This window comes from Streptomyces sp. McG3, assembly GCF_018619185.1.
In the GTDB taxonomy this organism is placed as follows: domain Bacteria; phylum Actinomycetota; class Actinomycetes; order Streptomycetales; family Streptomycetaceae; genus Streptomyces.
Window position 1 is genome coordinate 42,635 of the sequence record NZ_JAAXYC010000001.1, and the last position, 21,950, is coordinate 64,584.

Annotated in this window: 2 protein-coding genes; both read right to left on the bottom strand. The window is 74.2% G+C overall.

All coding sequences use genetic code 11. The annotated features are described in order from the left end of the window. Positions 1–2 precede the first annotated feature (2 nt). Positions 3–15,512, bottom strand: a complete 15,510-nt coding sequence (locus HET64_RS00155) for a non-ribosomal peptide synthetase (protein WP_215100861.1) — start codon at positions 15,510–15,512, stop codon at positions 3–5. Next, entirely contained in the window at positions 15,512–21,796 is a 6,285-nt protein-coding gene (locus tag HET64_RS00160; protein ID WP_308369670.1) for a non-ribosomal peptide synthetase, read from the bottom strand. The genes HET64_RS00155 and HET64_RS00160 overlap by 1 nt, the downstream gene beginning before the upstream one ends. Positions 21,797–21,950: the final 154 nt, after the last annotated feature.

The window sequence follows — 21,950 nt, forward strand, 5'->3', positions numbered from 1 at the left end:
CATCAGCTCAGATCCCTCTCGAATTCTTCGATCTCGTCCTGCGAGAGCTCCAGCAGCGACATGTCGGACGGGGTGAGCCCGCCGGACCCGGGCCGGCCGGCGCATCCGGCCAGGGCTTCGAGCGCCCCGAACCAGAGGTCCGCCAGGTCCCGTACTTCGTCCTGGCCGAAGAGCGCGCCGGGCCACGACCAGATGGCCACCAGCCGCACTCCGTCGGGCCGGTCCTGTGCCACCGCGCTGAGCCCGATGGAGTGGGCCAGCGGGGCGCTGTCGGCCCCGCCTCCGCCCAGCGTCTCGGTCGCCTCGGGCGGGGCCGCCCAGTCGTCGGCACGTTGTGCCCGCGCGTCGACCGCCTTGAAGCGGCCCAGGTAGTTGAAGCCGATCTGCGGCTCGGTGTATCCGGCCAGCTCGGGGCCCGTGTCCGGGTTGAGGTGGCGCAGCAGTCCGTAGCCCATGCCCTTGTCGGGGATGGCCCGCAACTGCTCCTTGACCCGCTTCAGCGCGGTGCCGAGCACCTCGGCGTCCGCGTCGGACGGGGGCCGGTCCACCGCTCCGGGGTCGATGGCGACCGGGTAGACGCTGGTGAACCAGCCCACCGTCCGGGACAGGTCCGCCCCCGGAACGATCTCCTCACGGCCGTGGCCCTCCAGACCCACCAGGAGCTCGCTCCCGTCTCCCCGGCCGCGCCCGCTCCGCCAGCGGGCGACCGCCAGCGCGAGGGCGGTGAGGAGCACTTCGTCGACGGCGGCGTTGAACGCCGCCGGCACCGTGCCCAGCAGGGGTTCGCTGATCTCCGGCGGGAGGGTCACCGTCAGCCGTCGCGCGGTGCGGACCACGTCGACGGCGGGGTCGAGGGGCCGCTCCGAGAGCAGCGGATCCGCTGTCTCCAGGACCGAACGCCACAGGTCCAGCTCCTTGGTCCGCTCCGGCCCGGCCGCCTGCTCCGCCAGGACCGAGGCCCAGTGGCGGAACGACGTGCCGACGGGTTCGAGGCCGGGTTCGCGGTCCTGGGAGACCGCCTCCCAGGCCTGCCGGAGGTCTTCCTGAAGGACGCGCCAGGAGACGCCGTCCACGGCGAGGTGGTGGACCAGGATCAGCAGCCGCCCCGGCCTGGCGGGTCCGGCGTCGAACCAGACGGCCCGGACCATCTCGCCGTCCTCGCAGGCGAGTTCGGACTGTGCCCGGGTCTGCGCCTCGGTGACCAGACCGATCAGTCCGTCCTGCGGAACGGAGGTGATGTCCTTCCGGCGGAGCAGCGCGGAGGCGTCGACGGAACCGGTCGGGGTGACCTCCAGCCGCAGTCCGTCCGTGCCCGTCACGATCCTCGAACGCAGGATGTCGTGGTGGTCGAGGACGGCCTGCAAGGTCGCCGCGAGCTTCTTCTCGTCCGCGTCCGCCGGGACCTGGAGCAGCGCCGCCTGGTGGACGCTGTCCGTCGGCCCGCCCCGCTCGTACAGGTCGAGCATGACCGGCGTCAGCGGCATCTCCCCGATGGCCTCGGCGGCGGACTGGCCCTCGGCCGGGCCCTCGTCCTGGGTGGCGATCCTGGCCAGACCGCGGACCGTCCGGTACTTGAAGACGTCCCGCAGGCTGATCTGGAGGCCGGCCTTACGGGCCCGGCCGGCCAGCTGGATGGAGACGATGCTGTCGCCGCCGAGTTCGAAGAAGTCGTCGTCGAGACCGACGTCGGGCGCGTCGAGCAGTTCGGCGAACAGTCCGGCGAGCACCGCCTCCCGGGACGGGTCGGCCGACGAGCCGGCCGGGTCCTCCTCCCGCACCCCGTCGGCCGGAGCGGCCGCCCGCCCGCTCAGCCGGGAACGCACCCCGGTCCAGCGTCGGGTCAGCGGATCGTCGCCCGACGGAGCGAACGCCTGCTCCGGGTCCCGGGCGAAGGCCTCCAGCACCTCGCGCAGTCCGTCGGCGACGGCCCCGGCCTCCGCCTCGGTGAACAGGTCGGGCCGGTAGCCGAGCCGGCAGTGCAGCAGGTCGCCGGAGAGCCCGGCGTCCAGGGTGAGCGGGTAGTGGGTGGCGTCGTTCATCTCCAGGTCGACCGCGCGGACCCGGTCGGCGTCGCCGCCAAAGCCCGCCCCGTCGGCGGGGATGTTCTGGAAGACCAGGAGCGTGTCGAACAACTCGCCCTTGCCGACGTCCCGTTGCAGGTCCACCAGGCGCATGTGCTGGTGCGCCGTCAGCTCCACCTGCTGCTGCCAGAGCCGGGCCAGCGCGTCGCCGATCGGCTCGCCGGGACGGAAGGCCACCCGTACGGGGACGGTGTTGATGAACAGGCCGACCATCCGCTCGACGCCCTGGACCTTCGGGGGACGCCCGGAGACGGTCGCCCCGAACACGACGTCCTCACGGCCGCCGAGCCGGGCGAGCAGCAGGCCCCAGGCGGCCTGGACGACGGTGTTCGCCGTGGTCCCGTGCCGGCCCGCCAGCGCGGTCAGTCCGGCGACCACGTCCGCCCCGAAGGTGACGGAGACCTTCTCGGTGGCGACGGCGTGACGCTCCGGGTCGGCCGGAGCCAGCAGGGTGGGCTCCACCGACGCGTCGAGCACCTGGCGCCAGGCCTTCTCCGAGACCGTCCGGTCCTGGCCGTCCAGCCAGGACAGATAGCTCCGGTACGGATGGGCCGGGGGCAGCCCGGAGGGGTCGCCGCCCGCCGCGTACAGGCGCATCAGCTCGTCGAGGAGGATCGGCGTGGACCAACCGTCCAGCAGGAGGTGGTGGAAGGTCAGCACCAGCCGGGCCCGGCCACCGCCCAGCCGGAGCAGCGTGCAGCGCAGCAGCGGGGGCCGGTCGAGGTCGAAGCGCTCGGCCCTCGCCTCCCGCATCACCCGGTCGACCTCGGCGCCCCGTGCGGTGGCGTCGAGGTCCGCCAGGTCCGTCTCGTTCCACGGCAGTTCGATGTCCGCCGGGATGAACTGCACCGGCCTGGAGAGGTGTTCGTGGGCGAAGCCCGCGCGCAGGTTCTCGTGCCGGTCCAGCAGCGCCCGCACCGAGGCGCGCAGCACCTCGGTGCGCGGGTCGCCCTCCAGGTCGAGGCCGAACTGGACGGTGTACACGTCGATCTCGCTCCGGTCGTAGAGCGAGTGGAAGAGCAGGCCCTCCTGGAGGGGAGCCAACGGCAGCACGTCGTCCAGCCGCCGCCCTCCCTTCTCCAGCAGGTCGATCTCCCGCTGCTCCAGGCCGACCAGGGAGAAGTCCGACGGGGTGCGTCCGCCGGAGCGGGAGGCATCCGCGAGCAGTCGCCGTGCCGCGTCCCGCCAGGAGTCGGCGAGCTCGGTCACGTCTGCCTCGCTCAGCAGCGCGTCGGGCCAGGACCAGCGGGCCGTCAGCCGCACGCCGTCGGGGCCCTCGTACGCCCAGGTCTCCACCTCCAGCGGATACTCCGCCGGCATGTCCGGGGCCTCCGCCCCGGCCGGCCGTACCCCGCCCGCCGCGTCGAGCGGCACCGAGCCGTCGCCGAGCGGGGAGCGGAACGTGCCTCGGTGGGCGAACCGCAGCTGCGGGACAGGCGACGGGGCGAGCAGGGGAACGGTCTGCGGGTTGAGGTAGCGCAGCATCCCGTAGCCGCTGCCGTCGCCGGGAACCGCCGCCAGCAGCTCCTTGACCCGCTTCACCTGGTCGGCGGCGCTGCCGCCGGCCGCCTCGCCCGCACCGAGCCGCACCGGGTGGACGAGAGCGAACTGGCCGAGTGTGCGGACGAGTTCGACGTCGCCGCGGCGGCCGTCCCGTTCCACGTCGACCAGGGTCCCGGCGGCCGTGCGCAGGCCGCGTCGGACCTGCCACTCCTCCAGGGCCGCGCCGACGGTGCCGAGCAGCACCTCCTCGGCGCCGGTGGCGAACCTCTCCGGCACCTCGTTCAGCAGGGCGGCCGACTCGGCGGCGGAGAGGGTGACCTCCACGTTCCGGACGGTGCCCCGGGTGTCCCGGGCGGGGTCCAGCGGACCCGTGATCGACAGCGCGGGGTCGGCGCCGAGCAGGTCGGTCCACGTCTGGAGTTCGTCGAGGAGTTCCGGGGCGGCGGCCGCCTCGGCACTCCTCTCGGTCCAGGACCGGTAGGTGGCGCCCACGGGGGGCAGGTGTCCCCCGGTCCCGGCCGCCGCATCCCAGGCGGTGCGCAGGTCGGCGACGAGGACGCGCCAGGCGTCCGGGTCGGCGGCGAGCCGGTGCACGGCGAGCAGCAGGCGGTGTTCGCCGCCCGGTCCGCCGTCGAGCCAGACGGCCCGGAACACGACGCCGTCCTCCGGCGCCAGCGCGGCGAGCGCGGCCTCGGTCGCCCGCGCCGTCTCGTCGGCCAGCGCCCCCGGGGCGACGCCCGTGACGTCGACCCGGGTGAGCAGGTCGCGCGCGTCGGTCTCCCCGCGCGGCCGGACCTCCAGGCCCCACACCAGGTTCCCGGCCCTGCGGGTCAGCCGCAGCCGCAGGGTGTCGTGCCGCTCCACCAGGGTCCGGAGCACGGTGTGCAGCCGGGCCTCGTCGGTGTCGTGCGGCAGGGCCAGGACGGCGGTGGCCGCCGACCTGGCGACCGGCCCCCCGCGCCTGCGCAGCGCGTGGACGTACGGGGTCAGCCCGACCTCGCCCAGGCCCCGGTCGTCGTCGGCGGCGGTCGCGGCGGTCGCGCCGTCCGCCTCCTCGTGTCCGGTGGCGGCGGCGGCGAGCTCCCCGACCGTGCGGTGGCGCAGCACGTCCGTGGCGGTGAACTCCAGGCCCGCTTCGAGGGCCCGGCTGACCAGTTGGATCGACACGATGCTGTCTCCGCCGAGGGCGAAGAAGTTGTCGTCGACGCTGACCCGGTCGATGTCGAGCAGGTCGCGGATCAGCTCGCAGAGGAGCGTCTCCTTGGCGTCGCCGGGCTCCCTGCCCTCCCCCCGGGAACCGAAGTCGGGCTCCGGCAGGGCCTTGCGGTCGACCTTGCCGTTGGCGTTGAGCGGCAGGGCGTCCACCACGGTGAACGCGGCCGGGACCATGTACTCCGGCAGCAGCCGGCCGAGGTGGTCGCTCAGTTCCCCGGCGTCCGCCGGGGCCGCGCCGGACAGGACCGTGCAGGCCACCAGCCGGTCGCGCCCGTCCTCTCCCCGGTGCAGGGCCGCCGCGGCGGCCGCGACACCGGGGTGGGTGACGAGCGCGGCCTCGATCTCGCCGAGCTCGACCCGGAATCCCCGGATCTTCACCTGGTCGTCGGCCCGGCCCACGAACTCCAGTTGCCCGTCGGTGTTCCACCGCACCAGGTCGCCCGTGCGGTAGAGCCGCTCGCCCGGCGCCCCGAAGGGATGGGCGACGAAGCGCTCGGCGGTCAGCGCGGGCCGGCCCAGATAGCCGCGGGCCAGGCCGTCACCGGCGATGTGGAGCTCTCCGGCGACGCCGACCGGAACCGGCATCAGGACGGAGTCCAGGACGTAGACCCGGGTGTTCCACAGCGGGGCGCCGATCGGCGGGTGCACCGCCCCCGAGAGCGGACGGCTCATGGTGGAGCAGACGGTCGCCTCGCTGGGGCCGTACACGTTCAGCAGCCTGCGCCCCCGGGACCAGTGGTCCACCTGGTCGGGCGGGCAGGCCTCCCCGCCGACCGCGAGGGTGCGCAGGGAGTCCAGTCCGGTGCGCGGCACCGTGGCGAGGACGCCCGCGGTGATCTGCAGGTGGGTGACGCCGTGGCCGTCGACGAGGGAGGCCAGTTCCTCGCCCGCCGGTGCGTGGTGGGTGTCCGGCAGCACCAGCGTGGCCCCGTTGAGCAGGGTCATCGCCAGGTCGGCCATCGAGACGTCGAAGCTGGGCGAGACGGCCTGGAGAACCCGGCTGTCCGTGTCGATGGCGAAGTTGTCCGCGTGCGCTCCGGCCATGCCCGCGATGCCCCGGTGCGTGACCAGGACGCCCTTGGGCCGGCCGGTCGATCCGGAGGTGTAGATGACGTACGCGGGGTGGTCCACGCGGAGCGGGCGGTCGCGGTCCCGGTCGGTGGGGTCGGTGACCGGGGCGGCGTCGACCCGGGCCGTCACGTCCGCGTCGTCGACGGCGTGCACGACCGTGCCGGCCAGGGCCGGGCTCGTGGCCGTCTCCCCGGTGGCGACCACCAGCGCGGGGCGCGCGTCCTGGACGATGTAGGCGATGCGGTCGGCCGGGTAGCCGGGGTCGACCGGCAGGTGGGCGGCGCCGGTCTTGAGGACGCCGAGGGTGATCGCCGCCCAGTCCGCCGAGCGCGGCACGGCGACCGCCACGTACCGCTCGGGTCCGGCGCCCTTGCCGATGAGGTAGTGCGCCCACTGGTTGGCCCGGGCGTTGAGTTCGCCGTAGGTCAGCTCCTGTGCCCCGGCGATCAGCGCGGGGCTGCCGGGGGCGGCCGCCGCCCTCCTCTCGAACAGCGCGGGGAAGGTCTCCGCCGTGATGGCGCGGGAGGTGTCGTTCCAGCCGGCGAGCACCTGCTCGCGCTCGGCGGCGGAGAGCAGGCCGATCCCGCTGACCGGCAGCTCCGGGTCGTCGGCCACCGCGTCGAGCAGGGCGGTGAAGCGGGCCGCGACCGACTCGACGGTGGCCCGGTCGAACAGGTCGGTCCGGTAGCTGATCAGGCCCCGCAGGCCGGCGGGGCTGCCGTCGTCGGCGACGTTCTCCTGGAGCTCCACGCCGAGGTCGGTCTTGGCCGAGGTCAGCTCGATGCCGGCCGGCTCGACGTCGAGTCCGGGCAGTTCCAGCCGGGCCGCCGTGTTGTTCTGGAAGGCGAGGAACACCTGGAACAGCGGGGTGTGCGCGAGCGACCGCGCCTCCGGGCCGAGCCGGTCGACCAGCCGCTCGAAGGGCAGGTCCTGGTGGGCGTAGGCCGCCAGGTCGGCGGCCCGTACCCGGTGCAGGAGCTCGCCGAACGTCGGATCCCCCGAGGTGTCGGTGCGCAGCACCAGGGTGTTGACGAAGAACCCGACGAGGTCCTCCAGGCTCTCGTCGGGACGGCCCGCCACCGCCGTGCCGAGGGGAATGTCGGTACCGGAGCCGAGCCGGGTGAGCAGCGCCGCGAGCCCGGCCTGGGCCACCATGAAGAGGCTGACCTGGTGGGTGCGGGCGAGCGTGGCGAGCCGGGCGTGCAGGCCGGCGTCGAGGGTGAACTCGACGGTGGCGCCCTCGGTGGTCATCTCCGCCGGGCGGGGCCGGTCGGTGGGCAGAGCCAGCTCCGCGGGGGCGCCGGCCAGGGACTCCTTCCAGAAGGCCAGCTGCCGCGCGGCCAGGGACTCCGGGTCCTTCTCGTCGCCGAGCAGTTCCCGCTGCCAGAGCGTGTAGTCGGCGTACTGCACGGGAAGCCGCGTGAAGCGGGGGGCCCGGCCGCTGTGCCGGGCGGTGTAGGCGGCGGACAGGTCGCGGGCCAGCGGGGCGTTGGACCAGCCGTCGGACGCGATGTGATGGACGTTCAGCAGGAGCACGTGGTCCGTCGTGCCGAGCACGAACAACGTGACGCGCAAGGGCAGTTCGGTCGCGAGGTCGAAGCCGCGAGCCGCTGCCCGGCGCAGTGCCTCTCCGGACTGCTCGGGGGCGACCTCGACGATCTCCACCGGCACCCGCAGGGTCCCGGGGTCCTGGACGGACTGCCGCGGCTTGCCGCCGACGGCGGGGAACACGGTCCGCAGGCTCTCGTGCCGCTCCACCACGTCGGCCACGGCGGCGCGCAGCGCGTCCAGGTCGAGCGTGCCCCGGAGCCGGATCCCGATCGGGATGTTGTACGCGCCGGACGCGCCGTCCAGCCGGTCGAGGAACCACAGCCGGCGCTGGGAGAACGACAGCGGGATCTCGTCCGGCCGTTCGCCCGCCGTCGGCGCGGGCCGGGTGGCGTCGCCGCCGGGCCCGACCAGCTCGGCGAGGCGCGCGGGGGTCCGCGCCTCGAAGACCGCGCGGACGTCGACCTCGGAGCCGAAGGCGGAACGGACCCGGCTGAGCAGCCGGACCGCGCTCAGCGAGTTGCCGCCCAGCTCGAAGAAGTCGTCGTCCACCCCGGCCTCGGGCAGGTCCAGGACCTGGCCGAAGAGACCGCACAGGATCTCCTCCTGCGGGGTGCGCGGGGAGCGGACGGCCGCGCTCGCCGTGAACTCGGGCTCCGGCAGCGCCTTGCGGTCCAGCTTGCCGTGGGAGGTCACCGGCAGCGCGTCGAGGACGACGACGGAGTCGGGAACCATGTAGTCGGGCAGCGTGTCCGCAAGCAGCCGGCGAAGGTCCTGGCCGTCGGGGGCGGTGCCCTCGACGGGCACGGCGTAGGCCACCAGCCGGCCGCCGTCGGCGCCGTCCCTGACCACGACGGCCTGGGCGGCGACGCCCGGCAGGGCGGCGACGGCAGCGGAGACCTCGCCCAGCTCGACGCGGTGGCCGCGGAGTTTCACCTGGTCGTCGGCGCGGCCGACGAACACCAGGTTCCCGTCGGCGAGCCGGCGGGCGACGTCCCCGGTGCGGTACATCCGGGAGCCTGCCGGACCGTAGGGGTCGGCGGTGAACCGCTCGGAGGTCAGCCCGGCCCGGCCCAGGTAGCCGCGGGCGAGGCAGGGACCCGCGAGATACAGCTCGCCGGCCACGCCGGACGCGACCGGACGCAGCGCCGAGTCCAGGACATAGGCCCGGACGTTGGCCTGCGGGCGGCCCATCGGGACCGGGCCGGGGGCGATCGGGTCACCGGGATCGATGGTGAACTCCGTGACGTTCACGGTCGCTTCCGTGGGCCCGTAGACGTTCCGGACGGTGGCGTCCGGGTGGCGCTCGCGCCAGGCGGCCAGCGCCTCGCCGTGCAACGCCTCGCCGCCCAGCAGGAGTTCGGAGGCAGGCGAGTACGCCGCGGGCAGCGCGCCGAGCAGCGGAAGGTGACTGGGCGTCGCCTTCATGAAGGTGACCGGGGCGCCGGCCAGCCGGGCCGAGAGCGCCGGGTCCTCCTCCAGGGCGGCGATCAGCACGGCGCCACCCACGGTGAGCGGGGTGAACAGCGCCGTGACCGTCAGGTCGAAGGAGACCGGCGAGTGCAGCAGTGCCCGCCCGGCGGCCCCGGGGTAGGAGAGGGAGGTCCAGCCGAGGTAGTCGACGACCGAGCGGTGCTCGACCACCACCCCCTTGGGAACCCCGGTGGAGCCGGAGGTGTAGATGACGTACGCCGGGTTGTCGGCGGTCAGCGGGGCCCTCCGGTCGGCGTCCGTCGGGTCGGCGCAGGGGCGTCCGGCGATCCCGGCCGCCGTCGCCGCGTCGTCGACGGCCACGGTGTCGGCGTCGTGGCGGGGCAGCGTGGCCCCGGTGGACCGGGTCGTGAGGACGATCCCCGGCCGGGCGTCGTCGAGCAGCCCGCTGATGCGCGCGGCCGGATGGGACGGGTCGACCGGGAGGTAGGCGGCGCCGGACTTGAGGACCGCGAGCAGCGCCACGACGAGTTCCGCCGAGCGCTCCATGGCGACCGCGACGAGCTGCTCGGGTCCCGCGCCCCGGTGGATCAGCTCGTGCGCCAGGCGGTTGGCCCGCTCGTTGAGCTCGACGTACCGGAGTTCGGTGACGCCGTCGATCAGCGCGACGGCCTTCGGGGTGCGGGCCGCCTGCGCCTCGATCAGCTCACCGACCACGGCGTCCGACAGCGGTGCGGGGACTCCGGCCGAGCCCGTCGTCAGTTCCGCGGTCTCCTCGCCGCCGAGGAGACCGAGCCGGCCCACCGGGGTGTCCGGCTCGGTGGTGAAGGCGTCGAGGACCCTGCGGAGCTGCCGGGTCGCCGACGTGACCAGCTCCTCGTCGAGAAGGTCGGCGCGGTAGTACCAGTTGAGGACCATCCGGCGTTCGTCCTGCATCACGACCATGCCGAGCGGGTAGTGGTTGTCGCCCTTGGTGTCGACCTCGCTCAACGCCAGTCCGTGCACGGTCTCCTGGGATCCGGGGTCGGCGGGGAAGTTCTCGAAGACCACGGCGGTGTCGAACAGCGTGCGCAGCCCGGCCAGCCGCTGGAGGTCCGCGAGCCCCAGGTAGTGGTGGGCCAGCAGCTCGACGCGCTGGGCCTGCACCCGGGTGAGGGTGTCGGCCAGCGAGACGGCGGGGTCGATCCGGACCCGTACCGGAACGGTGTTGCTGAACAGGCCGACCATCGATTCGATGCCCGGCAGCTCCGGCGGCCGGCCGGACACCGTCTCGCCGAACAGCACGTCGTCACGTCCGGTGAGACCCGCGAGGACGAGGCCCCAGGCCCCCTGGACCACCGCGTTCATGGTCAGGCCGCGGGCGCGGGCCGCCTCGGTGAGCGCGGCGGTCAGGCCCGACGGCAGCTCGTCCACGATCCGCCCGGGAAGGGCGGCGGCGTGGCCGGCCGCGGCGGGGGCGATGAGCGTCGGCTCGTCGATCCCGGCCAGCGCGGTCCGCCAGGCGTCCTCGGAGGCGGTGCGGTCCTGCTGGGACAACCAGGTGAGGTACTCCTTGTACGGGACGACCGGCGGCAGGGCGGAGGCGTCCCCCCGCCGCGCGTACAGCTCGAAGAGCTCACCGGCGAGGACCGGCGCCGACCAGCCGTCGAGCAGCAGGTGGTGCGCGGCGAACAGCAGCCGGTGATGCCCGTCCCCGAGCCTGATCAGGGTGAAGCGGAGCAGCGGCGGGCGCTCCGGGTCGAAGCGCAGGGACCGCTCCCGGAGCAGGAGCCGGTCCAGCTCGGCGCGCTGGGCCGGTTCGTCGAGGGCGCTCAGGTCGGTCTCGGTCCAGGGGAGTTCGGCCTCGTCCGCGATCAGCTGGACGGGAACGCCCGCGCCGGTGCGGTGGAAGGAGGCGCGCAGACTGGCGTGCCGGGTGAGCAGCCCCGTGACGGCGGCGCGCAGCGCCCCGGTGTCGAGGTCTCCCCGTACGTCCAGGGCGAGCCGGGTGATGTAGACGTCCTCGGCCTCCTGGTCGTACGCGGTGTGGAAGAGCAGCCCTTCCTGGAGCGGCGAGAGCGGGAGGACGTCGGTGAGCCGGGGCTCGGCCTGTTCCAGCTGGGCGATCTCGTGCTGGGTGAGGTCGACCAGCGGCAGGTCGGACGGGACGAGCCCGGCACCGGCGCCGGGCCGGCCGGCCTGGTCCACCAGCGAGCGCAGGGCCTCGAACCACGCCTCGGCGAGCGGGCGTACGTCGTCCTCGGTGAGCAGCTCGCCCGGCCAGGTCCAGGTGACGGTGAGGCGCGGCCCGTCGCTGTGGGTCTCGGTGACCGCGTTGGCGGTGAGGGTGTACGGGAGGGGGGTGGCGGAATCCGCGCCGCCGCCGAGACCGTCCGCACCGGCGCCCTCGTCCGCACCACCGATGCGGCCCAGGTAGTTGAAGCCGATCTGCGGTTCGGCGAACCGGGCGAGGGCCGCCGCGGTCCGCGGGTTCAGATAGCGCAGCAGACCGAAGCCGATCCCGTTGTCGGGGATGGCCCGCAGCTGTTCCTTGACCGCCTTGAGCGCGGTGACGAGGTCGGCGCCGCCCGCCTCGCCCGGGTCGAGCCGCACGGGGTAGAGGCTGGTGAACCAGCCCACGGTGCGCGAGAGGTCGGCCCCCTCGACGATCTCCTCGCGGCCGTGGCCCTCCAGGCCCACCAGGACGGAGGAGCTGTCCCCGCGCCCCCGGAGGCGTCGCCAGTCGGCGACCGCGACGGCGAGCGCGGTGAGCAGGACCTCGTTGATCCCGGTGCTGAAGGCCGTCGGCACCCGGCCGAGCAGCGGCTCGGTGAGGTCGGCGGGCAGCCGCAGGGTGAGGTGGCCCGCGGTGGCGAGGGTGTCCGTCGCCGGGTCGGGGAGGCGGTCGGTGAGCAGGGGGTCGGGCTCGGAGAGGATCGAGCGCCACAGCGGGAGTTCGCGGATCCGGTCCGGCTCTCCGGCGGCGGCGGTCAGCTGCCGGGCCCAGCTGCGGAATGAGGTGCCGACGGGCTCGGGGGTGAAGGCGCTTCCCCCGGCGGCGGCTTCGAGGGCGGCGGTGAACTCCGGCAGCAGGATGCGCCAGGAGACCCCGTCCACCGAGAGGTGGTGGATGACGAGCAGCAGGCGTCCGGGCAGGTCCCCTCCCGCCTCGAACCAGACGGCCTCGACCATGCGTCCGCGCTCGGGGGCCAGCCGGTTCTGGGCGGCGGTGAACTCCCGCTCGGTCACGGTGCGCAGCGCGTCCGCGTCGAGCCCCGCGACGTCGACCCGGTACAGCGACTCGGCGGCCGCGACGGTGCCGGACGGGGTGATCTCCAGCGTCCACTCGCCGATGTCCTCGATGCGGGTGAGCCTCAGGCGCAGGGCGTCGTGGTGGTCCAGGAAGGTCTGGAGCACCCCGGCGATGCGGGCGCTGTCCAGACCCGCGGGCACCGGGAGCGCCATCGCCTGGTTGAACGGGGCGACGGGGCCGCTGTGTTCGCTGAACCAGTGGATGATCGGCGTCAGCGGCACACCGCCCACGCCGTCCGACGCGGCGGGCCGGCGGGTGGGGGCGGCGGCCTCCGTGGCGACCGCGGCGAGCGCCTCGACGGTCTTGTGGGTGAACACGTCGCGCGGGGTGAAGCGGAGCCCGGCCTTGCGGGCCCGGCTGATCAGCTGGATGGAGCCGATGCTGTCGCCGCCCAGCTCGAAGAAGCTCTGCTCCACGCCCACGCGCTCCACGCCGAGCACCTCGGCGTACAGCGTGCAGAGCAGTTCCTCGCGTGCGTCGGCCGGTGCGCGCCCCTCGGTGACCGTGACCTCCGGGGCGGGCAGTGCCTTGCGGTCCAGCTTGCCGTTGATCATCAGCGGGAGGGCGTCGAGGGCGATGACCAGCGAGGGCGTCATGTACTCGGGCAGCAGCTCCGCGACATGCGCGCGCAGGGTCTCGGCGTCGACCGGTCCCGGCCCGGCCGGGACCACGTAGGCGACGAGCTGCTTGCCGCCCGCCCCGGTCCCGTGCGCCACCACGGCGGCACGGTCCACGCTGTCGTGGCGGGCCAGGACGCTCTCGACCTCGCCCAGCTCGATGCGGAAGCCCCGCACCTTGACCTGGTCGTCGACCCGGCCCGCGAACTCCAGCTGCCCGTCCTCGCGCAGCCGTACGAGGTCGCCGGTGCGGTACATCCGCTCCCCCGGGGCGCTGAAGGGATCGGCGACGAACCGTTCGGCGGTGAGCCCGGGACGGCGCAGATAGCCGCGGGCCAGGCCCGCGCCCGCGACGTACAGCTCTCCCTCGGCGCCCAGGGGCGCCGGCCGCAGGGAACCGTCCAGGACATAGGCGCGCGTGTCGTGCACGGGGGCGCCGATCGGCGGTACACCGCCGGTGGCGTCCAGCGGGGTGCTCATGGAGACCGCGACGGTCGACTCGGTGGGCCCGTAGGCGTTCACCATGCGCCGGCCGGGGGCCCAGCGGGCCACCAGCTCGGGCGAGCAGGCGTCACCGCCGACGATCAGGCAGGTGAAGCCCGGGAGTTCCACGGCCGGAACGCTGGCCAGCGCGGCCGGCGGGATCAGCGCGTGCGTGACCCGGCGGTCGGCGATCACCTCGGCGAGCGGCTCGCCCGCGAGCGGGCCCGGCCGGGGCACCACGAGCGCGGCGCCGGAGGTCAGCGCCATGCACAGCTCCAGCACGGAGGCGTCGAAGCTGGGCGAGGAGAACTGCAGGACGCGGCTGTCGCCCGTCACGGCGAAGCGTTCCCGCTCGGTCGCCGCGAAGGCGGCGAGTCCCGCGTGGCTGACGACGACGCCCTTGGGCACGCCCGTCGAGCCCGAGGTGTAGATCACGTACGCGGGTGAGGCGACCGGAAGCGGCGCCCGGGGCGCGGACCGGGGCCCGGACCGAGGCGCGGACCGGGGGGAGGCCCCGTCCGCCGGGTCAAGGACGAGCACCGCGGTGCCCTCGGAGCGGGGTACCGCCTTCTCGTACGCCCCGGTGGTGAGCACCGCCGCCGGCCGGGCGTCGTCGAACAGGAAGGCCACGCGCTCGGCCGGGTAGTCGGGGTCCACCGGCAGGAACGCCGCGCCCGCCTTCATCACGGCGAGCGAGCCGACGACGGACTCCACCGAGCGGCCGAGGACGAGCGCCACGATCGCCTCGGGGCCGACTCCCTCGGCCGTCAGGCGGGCGGCGAGTTCATCGGTACGCGCGTCGAGTTCGGCGTAGGTCAGGGAGAGGTCCGCGGACTCCACGGCCACCGCGTCCGGCGTGCGCGCGGCCTGGGCCGCGAACAGCTCGGGGAAGGCGGACTGCTCGACCGTGTGCCCGGCCGCGCCGCCGGCGACGACCAGCCGCTCGCGCTCGCCGTCGGCCAGGACGTCGAGCCCGGCCACGGTCCGCGTGAGGTCCTGGGTGAGGGACTCCAGGATCCGCACCAGCCGGCCGCCGATGATCCCGACCTGCTCCGGGCGGAAGAGGTCGGGGCGGTAGTTGAGGAGCAGCCGCAGCCTGCCCTCGTACACGTGGGAGACGAGGCAGAGCGGGTAGTGGTTGGCGTCCAGGACGTCGAACCCGTCGATGGTCAGGTCTCCGGCGAGGTCGCGGAGGTCCTGGAGGTCGAACGGGAAGTTCTCGAACGCCACGTAGGTGTCGAAGAGCTCGGGGTGCCCGGAGAGCCGGTGGATGTCGCGCATCCCGGTGTACTGGTGGTTCATCATCTCCAGGTGCTCGCCCTGGAGCCCGGCCAGTACGTCGCCGAGGGAGTCGCCGCCGTTCAGCCGCACCCGGACCGGCAGGGAGTTGATGAGCATGCCGACCATCCGCTCGACGCCCGGCACCTCCGGCGGGCGGCCGGAGACGACGGTGCCGAACACCACGTCCTGACGGCCGGTGAGCACCGACAGCAGGAGCGCCCAGGAACCGTGCACGGCACTGGAGAAGGTGAGACCGGCCGCGCGCAGCCGGGCCGAGAGCGCCTCGGTCGCCTCCGTGGAGAGTTCGAGGACGAGCTGCTCGGGATGGACGACCTCGCGGGCCGGGTCCGAGGGGACCAGGCGGGTCGGCGCGTCGATGCCGGAGAGCGCCCGGCGCCAGGCCTCCTCGGAGGCCGGCCGGTCCTGCCGGGCCAGGAACGCGAGGTGGTCGCGGAACGGGGTGACCGTCGGCAGCACGGAGGCGTCGCCGCCGTTCCCGTACACCTCCAGCAGCTCGCCCAGGAGCACCGACGTCGACCAGCCGTCGAGCAGGATGTGGTGGAAGGTGCAGAGCAGGCGGTACGCGTCGTCGGCGAGGCGCACGAGCCGGTAGCGCATCAGCGGAGGCCGGGCGAGGTCGAAGGCGTGCGCCTTCTCCTCCGCCTGTATCCGCTCCAGCTCCGCGGTCCGCCCGTCGTCCCCGAGCGGCCTCAGATCGCTTTCCTGCCACGGTACTTCGACGCTGCGCGAGATCACCTGGACCGGACGGCTCTGCTTGGGGTGGAGGAATCCGGCGCGCAGGTTGGCGTGCCGGTCCAGCAGTGCCTGGGCGGTGGCCCGGAGCACCGCGGCGTCGAGGCCGCCGCCCAGGTCCAGCACCACCTGCACGGTGTAGACGTCGTCGCCCGACTCGTCGTACAGCGCGTGGAAGAGCAGCCCCTCCTGCAGCGGTGACAGCGGAAGGATGTCCTCAGGACCCGACTTCTTCATTACAGCGTCCTCCACTCGTCTTCGAGCCCGTCGATCTCGTCTTGGGACAGGTCCACCAGCGCCAGGTCCGATGGGGTGTGGCCGCCGGCGTCCGGACGCTCGGCGTGTTCGGTCAGTGCGCGCACCGCGCGGAACCAGGTGTCCGCCAAGGAGCGGACGTCGGCTTCCGACAGCAGCCGGCCCGGCCAGGTCCAGACCGTCGTCAGGCGGGGCCCGTCCGCTTCCTGGCGGACGACCGCGTTGATCTCCAGCAGGTGGGACAGCGGCAGGTCCGCGCCCTCGGCCAGGACCGTGTCGGTCTCCGGCGCGGGCGACCAGTCGCCGCCGAAGGCTTCGGCTCTCCCGAGGTAGTTGAAGAGCAGGGGCGCCTGGGCGAGGCCCGCGAGCCGGGGCCCGGCGTCCGGGTCGAGATGGCGCAGGAGTCCGTAGCCGATGCCTTCGTCGGGTACGTCCCTGAGCTGTTCCTTGACCGTGCGCAGTACGCGCCCGGCCTCGGGGCCGCCCTCCCACAGCGCGCCCCAGTCGTCGACGCCCGGGCGCAGGCGGGCCGGCCGGATGGTGGTGAACCAGCCGACCGTGCGGGACAGGTCCAGGCCCTCGGCGATCTCCTGCCGGCCGTGGCCCTCCACGTCGATGAGGACTCCGGCGTCCTCGTCCCCGCCCCGGCGGTGCGCGCGGTGCTCCAGGGCGATGGCGAGCGCGGTGACCAGCACCTCGTGCACGCTCGCGTTCAGCGCCCCGGGGGCCCGGTCGAGGAGGGGCCCGGTGATGTCGGCGGACAGGGTGCGGGTGAGCCGGCGGGCGGCTCCCGCCGTGTCCCTGGCCGGGTCGAGCGGCCGGTCGGCCAGCACGGGGGCGGGCAGCGCGAGCGCCCGCTCCCAGTGGGCCCGTTCGCCGGACCGGGCGGCCGTCTGCCCGGCGAGGAGTTCGGCCCAGTGTCGCCACGGCGTTCCCACCGGGGCGAGTTCGGGGTCCTTGCCGGCCGCGACCGCCTCCCAGGCGGCCCGCAGGTCCGGCAGGATCACGGACCAGGACACGCCGTCCACGACCAGGTGGTGGGCGGCGATGAGCAGCCGCCCCGGTGTGCCGGGGCCGGCGTCGAACCAGACGGCCCGGACCATCGTGCCGGCCCCGGGGTCCAGCCGGTTCCAGGCCGCCCGGGCCTCCTGCCCGATCACGGTGCGCAGCTCCTCGCCGTCGAGGCCGGCGATGTCGGTCCGGTGCACGAGACCGGCCGCCTCGACCGTGCCGCGGCCGGGGATCGTGTACGTCCAGCCGCCGTCGCCCGCCCGGTCCAGCCGGGTGCGCAGGGCGTCGTGCCGGTCGAGCACCGCCTGGAGGGCCCGGGCGAGATCGTCCCGGCCGAGCCCGGCCGGGGTCCGGACGAGGGCGCTCTGGTGGAACGCGTCGACGGGGCCGCCGCGCTCCTCCAGCCAGCGCATGATCGGGGTCGCGGGGAACGCGCCGATACCGGCGTTCTCGTCGGTCCGCGCGGGAGCCGCGTCGGTCGCCTCGGCGGCCAGCGCGGCCACCGTCTTGAGCTCGAACACCTCCTTGGGGGAGAAGACGAGCCCCTTGCGACGGGCGCGGGACACCAGCTGGATCGACACGATGCTGTCGCCGCCCAGCTCGAAGAAGCTGTCGTGCAGGCCGACGCCCTCGCGGCCGAGCACCTCGGCGAAGAGCCCGGCGATCACCTCTTCCGCGGGCGTGCGCGGCCCGCCCGCGTCATCGGCTCGGGCGGCCTCCTGATCCGGTGCGGGCAGTGCCTTCCGGTCGAGCTTGCCGTTCGGGGTCAGCGGCAGGGCGTCGAGCACGACGACGACGGCGGGGGTCATGTACGCGGGCAGCGCCCGGGCCGCCCAGGTCAGGACCTCGGCCTCGTCGGGGGCCCCGCCGTCGCCGGGGACGACGTATCCGACGAGCCGGCGGTGGCCCGGCACGTCCTCGCGCACCGTGGCGGCGGACCGGGCGACCCCGGGGTGGCGGGCCAGCACCGCCTCGATCTCGCCCAGTTCGATGCGGAAGCCGTTGAGCTTGATCTGGTCGTCGACGCGCCCGAGGTAGTCCAGCAGGCCGTCGGCGCGCCAGCGGCCCACGTCGCCGGTGCGGTACATGCGGGCGCCCGCCGGGCCGTACGGGTCGGCGACGAAGCGTTCGGCGGTGAGCCCCGGCCGGTCCAGGTAGCCGCGGGCCAACTGCCCGCCGCCGATGTAGATCTCGCCCGGGCTGCCGGGCGGTACGGGACCGAGCGCGGGGTCCAGGACCCGGATGGCCGAGTTGCGCATCGGCCGGCCGATCGGCACGGGCCCGCCGGGGACGGTGTCGTCCGGGCCGATCCTGAACTCCACACAGCCGACGGTGGCCTCGGTCGGCCCGTACTCGTTGACGACCGTGATCCCCGGCCGGTGCCTGCGCAGCTCCTCGACCGCCTCGCCGAGCAGCATCTCGCCGCCCACGACCAGTTCGCCGCTGGGCGAGAACTCCTCCGGCAGCACGCCGAGCAGGGCCAGGTGCGCCGGGGTCGCCTTGAGGAAGGACGGGCGCGGTGCGCCGCTCCCGGGTCCTTCGAGGGCGGTCACCCGCACGGCGCCGCCCGAGATCAGCGGGGCGTACAGCGAGGTGACGGTCAGGTCGAAGGAGACGGGCGAGTGGAGCAGGGTGCCGCCCGCGACCGAGGGATAACTGTCGCGTGCGCACTCCAGGTAGACGGCGACCGACCGGTGGGTCACGACGACGCCCTTGGGGCGGCCGGTGGAGCCGGAGGTGTAGATCACGTAGGCGGGGTGGTCCGGGTCCAGTGGCCGCGACCGGTCGGCGTCCGCCGGGGCGCCCCGGTCCGGCGCCGGGGCGCGGAGCTCCTCGGTGACGTCGAGCACCGGCGTCCCGGCGGGCGCCGCCGTCCGGGGAGACCCCGGTCCGGCCAGGACCAGGGCCGGGGAGGCGTCGGCCAGCATGTAGGCGATCCGCTCGCCGGGGTAGTCCGGGTCGATCGGCACATAGGCCGCACCGGACTTGAGGACGGCGAGGAGGGCGACCACCAGCTCCGCCGAGCGGGGCAGCAGCACGGCGATGCGCTGCTCGGGGCCGGCCCCCGCGTCGGTCAGCCGCCGCGCCAGCCGGTCCGCCAGCGCGTCGAGTTCGGCGTACGAGAGGGTGCGGTCGCCCTCGATCAGGGCCGGCGCTCCGGGAGTCCTGGCAGCCTGCCGCTCGAAGAGGGCGGGGAGGAGGAGCTCCGCCCCGGCCTCCGCCGAGGTGCCGAACTCGTCGAGGACCAGACGTCGTTCGTCGTCGATGAGGATGTCGAGGTCGGCGATGCGCCGGTCCGGGGCGGCGGTGAAGGCCTCCAGGACCCGCAGCAGGCGGGCGCTCATGGCCTCGACGGTGGCGCGGTCGAACAGGTCGGTGCTGAACTCCAGCCGGCCGCTGATCCCGGCGGCGGCCTCGTGGCCCGCCGAGCGCTCGTCCAGGCCGAAGAGCAGGTCGATCTTGGTGACACCGGGGTCGACCTGCTGCGGGGTGGTGACCAGGCCCGGCAGCTCCAGGCTGGACTCGGCGGGGGTCTGTACGTCCATCATCACCTGGAACAGCGGGTTCCTGGCGAGCGAACGCTCCGGGTTGAGCGCCTCGACGAGACGCTCGAAGGGCACGTCCTGGTTGGCGTGCGCGGACAGCGACATCTCCCGGGCGCGGTCGATGAGTTCGCCGACGCTCGGGTTGCCGGAGAGGTCGTTGCGGAACACCACGGTGTTCACGAAGCAGCCGACGAGGCCGTCGAGGCTCGCGTCGCCGCGACCGGCGACGGCGCTGCCCAGCGGGATGTCCTCCCCGGCCCCGAGCTTGCCCAGGAGCACGGCGACCGCGCTCTGCAGCACCATGAAGAGGCTGGCGCGGTGCGCGTGCCCGAGGTCGGTGAGCCGGCGGTGCAGCGTGGCGTCGATGTCGAAGCGGACGATGTCGCCGCGCTGGCTCAGCTCGCTGGGCCGTCGCCGGTCGAGGGGCAGTTCCAGCTCCTCGGGCAGCCCGGCCAGCGCCTGCTTCCAGTGGTCGAGCTGGCGGGCCAGGGTGCTGTCCGGGTCGCTCTCGTCGCCCAGCTCCGACTGCTGCCACAGGGTGTAGTCGGCGTACTGGACCGGCATCGGCTCGAAGGCCGGCGGCTCACCGGAGGTGCGGGCCGTGTAGGCGAGGCCGAGGTCACGGGCGAGCGGGGCCAGGGACAGGCCGTCGGCGACGATGTGGTGCAGGACGATCAGCAGGACGTGGTCCTCGGGTCCGAGGACCAGCAACCGGGGCCGTACGGCGAGCCCTTCGGTCAGGTCGAAGCCCTCGGCCACCACCTCGGCGACGGCCGCGTCCACGGTGGCGGCGTCGGCGGGCGACTCCGTGAGCACCACCTCCGCCGCGGCCTCGGCGGGCGGGAGGACGTGCTGGCGCGGCGTCCCGTCCGTCTCGGGGAACGTCGTCCGCAGGCTCTCGTGGCGGGCGAGGACGTCCTGGAACGCCGCGGCGAGCGCGGCCCGGTCCAGCCGGCCGGTCAGCCGGAGCGCGAGCCCCATGTTGTAGGCGCCGCTGGGTCCCTGGAGCCGGTTCACCAGCCACAGGCGCTGCTGGGTGAGGGAGAGCGGGAGCACGGCGGGGCGGGCGAGGGGCTCCAGGGCGCGCCGGCGGGTGGCGGTCCGGCCGAGGCGGCCGGCGAGGGCGGCGACGGTGGGGGTCTCGAAGACGGTACGGATGGAGAGTTCCGCCCCGAAGGTCTCGCGGATCCGGCCGAGCAGCCGGATCGCGGTGAGGGAGTGCCCGCCGAGGGCGAAGAAGTCGTCGTCGACGCCCACCCGTCCGACCGTGAGCACCTCGGCGACCAGCGCGCAGAGCCTCTCCTCGCGCGCGGTCCGCGGGGCGCGGTAGGGCGCCGGGGCCTGCGCGGCGACGGCGTCCCCGGTGTCCTTCGGGGGAACCCAGCCGACGGGCGCGCCGGTGACGACGGAGTCCAGCCGGTCGTCCGGTCCGGCGGCGGCCAGGGCGGTGAGGAAGCCGGTGAGCGCGTCGCTGTGGCCGGTCACCGACTCCTCGCTGTAGAGATCGGCGTTGGCGTGGAGGTCGAGGAGGAAGCCCGCGTCGGGCGTCCGGTTGTCGACGATCAGGGAGAGGTCTTCCTCGGGCCCGACGGAGAAGCCGCGCACGGTCGCGGGGCGCCCGGCGAAGGAGAGCTGCTCGCCGTACATGATGAGGTTGATCTCGGGGCCCCACAGCCGCTTCCGGTCGCCGACGCGGCCGAGGTCGCGGTGGATGTCCTCGTAGCGGTAGCGCTGGTGCCGCAGCGCCCCGTGGATCTCCTCGCTCACCGACCGGAGGAAGGCTCCCACGGTGCCGGACGGCACGGGGTTCAGCCGCAGCGGCAGGGCGTTGGACACCATGCCCGGGGTGCGCCTGCTCGCGGCGGACCTGGCGCTGACGGCCAGCCCGAGCACGAGGTCGTCGGTGCCGGTCAGCTGCCCGAGGTGCGCGGCGATGCCGGCGACGACCACGGAGGGCCAGCCGACCCGGGTCTCCCGGGCGAGGTCGCGCAGCGCCTCGGCGTGCTCGGGTGCGACCGGTCCGGTCCGGCGGATGTGGTCGGTGGGCACGCGGGAGGGGCGGCCGGCGAGGGTGACCGGTTCGGCGGCACCGGCCAGGCGCTCCGACCAGTACCCGCGGTCGGCGGTGAACTGCTCGGAACGCCGGTAGTCGGTGTCGAGGCCGACGAGCTCCGCCAGCGTGCCGAAGGTGCTCGGCCGCGGCTCCTCGCCGGCCGCCAGGGCCGAGTAGAGGGCCGCGACCCGGGACACGATCAGGGACCAGCTGTAGCCGTCGACGACGGTGTGGTGGACCCGGCTGAACCAGGTGTAGCGGTCGGCGCCCAGCTTGAGGAGGCCGAAGGTGAACAGCGGCCCGTCGGCGAGACGCACCGGCTCCCGCACCCGGGCCAGCATCCACTCCTCGGCGCGGGCGGCGGGGTCGGCGTCGGCGCTGACGTCGACGTGGTGCAGCGGCCGGTCCAGGCTCTCCGCCACCGACTGCACGGGCCCGTCGGCTCCGGCCCGGAAGCCGACCCGCAGGGTCTCGGCCTCGTCGACGACGCGGCGCAGCGCGGCCTCGAAGAGGGAAACATCGATCTCGCCCCGTATCTCGACGCATTCGGCGATGCTGTACATCGGATTGTCCGGATTCACCTGCTGCGCGAGCCACATTCCGTGCTGAGCGGCCGTCAGCGGCAAATGGAATCCATTCCGATCAGCCATTTCCATTCACTCCGATTGAGTAGACGCGTCGAAACCGGCAGAAGATCGCTCACCGATAGGCACGGCAGTCGCGACCCGGACCACACTACGAATCAATGGGAGGCGCTCCACCAACTCATGAAAAACTTCGATCCACCGGGATCCACGTATCGAAGAATGC

Excerpts from the sequence above, each read along its gene's own strand:
- HET64_RS00155 (WP_215100861.1), bottom strand. The coding sequence starts at position 15,512 with ATGAAGAAGTCGGGTCCTGAGGACATCCTTCCGCTGTCACCGCTGCAG.
- HET64_RS00160 (WP_308369670.1), bottom strand. The coding sequence starts at position 21,796 with ATGGAAATGGCTGATCGGAATGGATTCCATTTGCCGCTGACGGCCGCT.